Genomic DNA, 650 nt, shown 5'->3' on the forward strand with positions numbered 1-650 from the left:
CACACCCCCTACGGCGACAAATATGTCACCGTCATCTTGGACTTGACGCCCATCCGAGATCGCAGTGGTCACTCCCGGCTCCTGGATATGGTCCCGGGGCGCTCCAAGCGGGTCTTCAAAACCTGGCTGGCCTCCCAGCCTGACACGTGGCGCAGCCACATTGAGATCGTCGCGATGGATGGATTCACCGGGTTTAAGAGCGCCGCCGCTGAAGAGCTCCCCAACGCGAGGGCGGTCATGGATCCCTTCCACGTCGTACACCTGGCCGGTGATGCTCTCGATGAGTGTCGCAGGCGCATTCAGCAAGAACTTCACCATCGGCGCGGGCGGGCCACGGATCCCCTCTACAAGGCCCGCAGGATGTTACACACCAGATCCTGCCTGCTCACCCCACGCCAACAACACCGGATCCTCGACCTGTTCGCCAGCGATTGCCACGTCGCACTCGAAGTCACCTGGAGCGTCTACCAGAACATCATTGATGCCTACCGCGATCCCAACAAAATCCGCGGCAAGGCCCTGATGCAAGCCGAAATCAACACGCTGACCTCTACGCGCGTACCGAGGGGTCTGACCGAGCTCATCACGCTGGGCAGGACACTCAAACGCCGAGCCGGGGACATCCTGGCCTACTTCGATCATCCCCACAC

General features: G+C 61.2%; 1 protein-coding gene. It reads left to right on the top strand.

Features of this window, described 5'->3' with window-relative positions; translation table 11 throughout:
- The coding region (locus QP415_RS10720) for an ISL3 family transposase (protein ID WP_285100034.1) at positions 1 to 650 on the top strand (650 nt) is incomplete at both ends.

The organism is Pauljensenia sp. UMB3104 (genome assembly GCF_030217285.1).
Lineage (GTDB): Bacteria > Actinomycetota > Actinomycetes > Actinomycetales > Actinomycetaceae > Pauljensenia.